The sequence below is a fragment of the Acidaminobacter sp. genome, assembly GCF_030247605.1.
Taxonomy (GTDB): Bacteria; Bacillota; Clostridia; order Peptostreptococcales; family Acidaminobacteraceae; genus Acidaminobacter.
The window spans coordinates 1-4,128 of sequence record NZ_JAOTSB010000057.1 but is presented as its reverse complement, the minus strand read 5'-3'; the positions used below and the strand labels follow the sequence as shown (position 1 = coordinate 4,128).

At 46.4% G+C, this 4,128-nt stretch carries 4 protein-coding genes; 1 reads left to right on the top strand and 3 read right to left on the bottom strand.

Annotated features, from left to right (window positions below; translation table 11 throughout):
- Positions 1–818 (top strand): group II intron maturase-specific domain-containing protein (locus OEL90_RS14945; protein ID WP_300689893.1); only part of this gene is annotated, 818 nt, incomplete at its 5' end.
- A 183-nt stretch (positions 819–1,001) separates the two neighbouring features.
- On the opposite strand, the gene OEL90_RS14940 is transcribed toward OEL90_RS14945, so the two are convergent.
- The 3 genes from OEL90_RS14940 to OEL90_RS14930 all read right to left on the bottom strand — a co-directional run.
- On the bottom strand, positions 1,002–1,847 hold the full coding sequence (locus tag OEL90_RS14940) for an HNH endonuclease (protein ID WP_300689890.1): 846 nt from the start codon (positions 1,845–1,847) through the stop codon (positions 1,002–1,004).
- A 19-nt stretch (positions 1,848–1,866) separates the two neighbouring features.
- Complete coding sequence (locus OEL90_RS14935) at positions 1,867–3,468, bottom strand: ATP-binding protein (RefSeq protein ID WP_300689896.1); 1,602 nt, start codon at positions 3,466–3,468, stop codon at positions 1,867–1,869.
- Between the two features lie 138 nt (positions 3,469–3,606).
- Positions 3,607–4,128, bottom strand: a 522-nt coding sequence (locus OEL90_RS14930) for a hypothetical protein (protein ID WP_300689888.1), incomplete at its 5' end; no start/stop codon positions are given.

Genomic DNA, 4,128 nt, shown 5'->3' with positions numbered 1-4,128 from the left:
TCCTCATGTCGCGTGTAGCCAGAAAAGTCAAAGACAAGCGGGTACTGCACGTTATTCGCAGCTACCTGCAAGCCGGCCTGTTCGAGGGTGGCATCATCTCCCCGAGAACGGAAGGGACACCACAGGGAGGGCCGTTATCTCCCCTGTTGTCCAACATCCTTCTCGACGAACTGGACAAGGAACTTGAAAGACGGAACCATACCTTCTGTCGCTATGCCGACGACTGTAACACCTACGTTCGGACACGGCGATCAGCAGAACGGGTCATGGCTTCCATCACGAAATTCCTTGAAACACGCTTGAAACTCACGGTCAATCAGGATAAAAGCGCTGTTGACCATCCCTGGAAGCGGATATTCCTCGGCTATGGTATGACGAGTCACCGCACCCCTAAGCTTAAAGCAGGGGAAAAGGCGCTGGATCGGATCAAATCCAAAATCCGTGAAATCAGCCGCAAAGGGAGAGGAAGGAACCTGAAACGGGTCATCGAAGAACTCACTCCGATACTGCGGGGTTGGTCGAACTACTTCAAGCTATCTGAAGTAAAGAAACCCTTCGAGGAGCTTGATGGATGGATACGCCGAAAACTACGCTGCATAATATGGCGACAGTTGAAGCGTCCTTTCACGAGAGCAAAGAAACTGATGCAACGCGGATTATCAGAGGCAAGGGCATGGCGAAGTGCTCTAAACAAACGAGGCCCCTGGTGGAATTCAGGAGCCTCGCATATGAATCAAGCCTTTGATACATCCTACTTCACGAAACTGGGACTTATCTCACTCTTAAACCAGTTTTACCGCTTTCAACATTCAACGTGAACCGCCGTGTACGGAACCGTACGCACGGTGGTGGGGGAGGACGGCGGAAGTAATTCCGCCTCCTACCCGATAAGAGCACCTATGGAGCACAACATGAATTATGCGCAATTGATGCCTAAGCCATAGCTTAAGGAGTGCAATTGAGCGTAATTCGTAAATATATGCTCCAACGGACTTTCCTATTTAAATACGACTCTTTGAAATGATTGAAATTAGAGCGTCCAGCTCAAGCGGTGGATCGGTCCGGTGTACAGCAGAATGGCAGTTAGAGCACAGCGGCACAAGGTCTCTGATTGGGTCAACAACATAGCTTGTTCCCATTTTTGAAACTGGTATGCGATGATGCACTTCAATATATCCCTGTCCAAGCTGACCATAGACCTTTCCAAAATCAAAGCCGCACACATGGCAGACCGCCCCATAGGCTGCTATACATACAGCCCTGTTCACGGGACTTCTCTCATATTTGTTTACGGTCACTTTTGTGCAGGCACCCTCGGGGAGGCCACTTTCATATAGAGGCGTTGCAGCGCTATCAGCCTCTTCCAAGGGTAGAATCGTCAGTACCAATGCAAGGCATGCTGCAGCAATTTCCTCGGCACTGCTCTGTAAAACATCCTCAATCTCTGTCGCGGCATCTGTAAGTCGTCGAACAGACAGTTCAAATTTATTCCAAGGTGGAGGCGGCAAATTTGATGTTTTTGATATTACAGACCCGTTGACACTTATTTTAATGCGATTACCTAACTCGCTGAAAGACTCAACCAGTGTACCAAAAACATTCCTCGCTTGTGGCAACGAGCTTCCCATTGCCCTGATCAAATCTCCCGCGTAGGTGTCGGGTACAAAATCAGCCTCTAAGCTTTTCCATCCAGTTGTTACCTGAATCATAAAACCATTGGGCGATGGAATATCAGTTGCACGAACTCCGTGGCGAATACCTTCTTTTGTTGAAACGACACATCCATTCAACCCTAGACAAAATCGGGCGGAAAGGCTCTCGGCAAGTTTGTATTCATTCAAGGCCATTTATTATTCAACCTTTCTGCTAAACTTCTTCAGGTGGTTCTGGTAAATCCTCTACCAAACGCCGGAGAATTCGAGAAACTTCATAACGCATTTCCTCGAAATTTCTCTTGTTGTTTTCGCTTACATTGCCTAGTTCGGCTGCACAAAGTCCCCAAATAAGGGAATCAAGTCCTTGGATAGTTACCCCGGATTGTTTGTTAGGAACATAAACCTTGTGGTAGTATGGGTGGCCTGTGTTGATACGAACGGCCTGATTCCCGTCGATGAATGCTGGCTCCCATAGTACACCGTCTTGCAGACTATCAACTGATTGGACATGACATTCGCCATTATTTTTTTGTTCAACCAGTTTGATCTTGAGCTTTGTAACTCCATTCTTGTTCGAAATTGTTACGTCACCAGTGGCACCATCAACCTCTGTGACAACGGCTGTTTTTAGATTGTCTGCTTTTGCATGTATTGCATTATTTGAGACAGCATGGATCAGTGCCGCAGTCCCAGTTATTGTGGCGGCAACACCCTTACGATAACGTTCTTGGCCTTCTCTACGGGGACCTTGCAAAAACTTCTGCATCCAGTCATAAAGCGAGTCATCCAGCAATATTCTGGATTTTTTTATGTCCACCTGAAAGGCATCATCAAGTTTGTGGTCAAAAGATAGTTCGATCCGGCATAATGACATGTGTGGTTCTTTACTGTACATTTCAAGCCAGTCTGGCCCATGAATCAAGCGGTTCTCGCGATAAACATATAGTCCTTGCATGTCGTTGGTAAGTCGAGCGTCCTTGACAGTCGTCTGATCCGAAAACTCGTCCTTTCTTGGAAGGATATAGGCTCTGACCGTAAATTCCGCATGCTCTGTTTCGCCTATTTCTACTTTCTGAACTTTTTCAGCAATGGGTGCTTTGGTTTCCGTTACACAATATGGGTCCCAAGGAAGAACCTTTTCACCATTTACACGGATACTCACATCAGTAGCGCGTTTGTCGTTTACATCCAAAAAACGTTGGTAGACCATCGAAACATGAAATCGCAGATCGTCAACGTATCGCTTTAATGCAGTCTTTGCAGCTTTTCCATCAGGAACTGCATATGCCTTCAGAAGTCGATCGACCTTTTCCCATAAAATTACTGTACCTGACTGGGTGCAAGCAACTGTATCAAGCAGTTTAATTTCATCTGAGACTGCTGATCCAAGCTTCAATTCCCATCGCCCCACAGTGGCTATGTGATCCAGGTCCCAAGTTGCCTTTAATACTTCACTCCCAGCCTGATTCCGGCTAATTACGGACAGTCGCCTGCAAAATGCTGTTGAGGCTGTTTTTAGACCAAGACCAAATTTACCCAGGCAGGCTTGATCTGCACGTCGTTTTGACCCGTAACGCATTGCATTTATAAGTTCATCCCGGTTCATTCCACATCCGTCATCAGTTATGGAAACCAGAATATTCCCACCAAAATCCATCGCGACAGTAACTTCGATATTCTTTGCTTGTGCAGCAATAGAGTTATCAATTACATCCGCCATTGAGGTATTAAACTCATAACCAGTATCTCTCAATCCCTCAATGATGCGTTCTGGGTCTGGAGGCACATCGAGGTACGGTGACAAGGGGGGCATGATATTCAACACGCCAGAAATACGATAATTGACCGCGACGATTCTTGACGGATGCTTTACGCAGGAAAAAAACGGCCAGCCATCAAACATGTCTTGATGAAACGGGCCGGGACGCAGAATGCATTGATCGCCAGCAAATCATTTTTTATCTTTCAACAGATCAACACCAACCAAATTGCCAGCCTCTGTAAGGTATACAATCCCGCCATACAGCAGCGTTTTCATGTCTTCAGCTTTATTTTTCAGCTCCGCAAACCTTTTCATGTCTTGGGTTTCAGTAAACTTGATCCAGCCCTCTACAGATTTTGCCTTATATAAATACGAACCGGAAATGGCATCCTTGGCTTGATCAAGTTTTTTCTTCGCATCCTTGTTTTGTAAATCAGGAGTTTCCAGCCCCCTGATATCTCCCCACAAACGCAGCATAGGAGTCTTTATTCGTAATGCAATTGAGGTGGCCTCAACTATATCACTTTTTTGGAGTGCGGCTCTAAACGGCTCATACATTGCGTCAGCTTCATTGACTTTCGCCATTAAATCACGGTGGTACGCTAGAAACTGATTTTTGTCATCAGGTTGGGGCACACTGGTAGTCGCGGGCGGTGGCTGCGATATGGCTTTTTTGTCCTCCTCCACTGAGCATCCGACTACTCCTAATAT

Coding starts and splice junctions, on each gene's coding strand:
- OEL90_RS14940 (WP_300689890.1), bottom strand. CDS start 1,847: ATGGCCTTGAATGAATACAAACTTGCCGAGAGCCTTTCCGCCCGATTT.
- OEL90_RS14935 (WP_300689896.1), bottom strand. CDS start 3,468: ATGCCCCCCTTGTCACCGTACCTCGATGTGCCTCCAGACCCAGAACGC.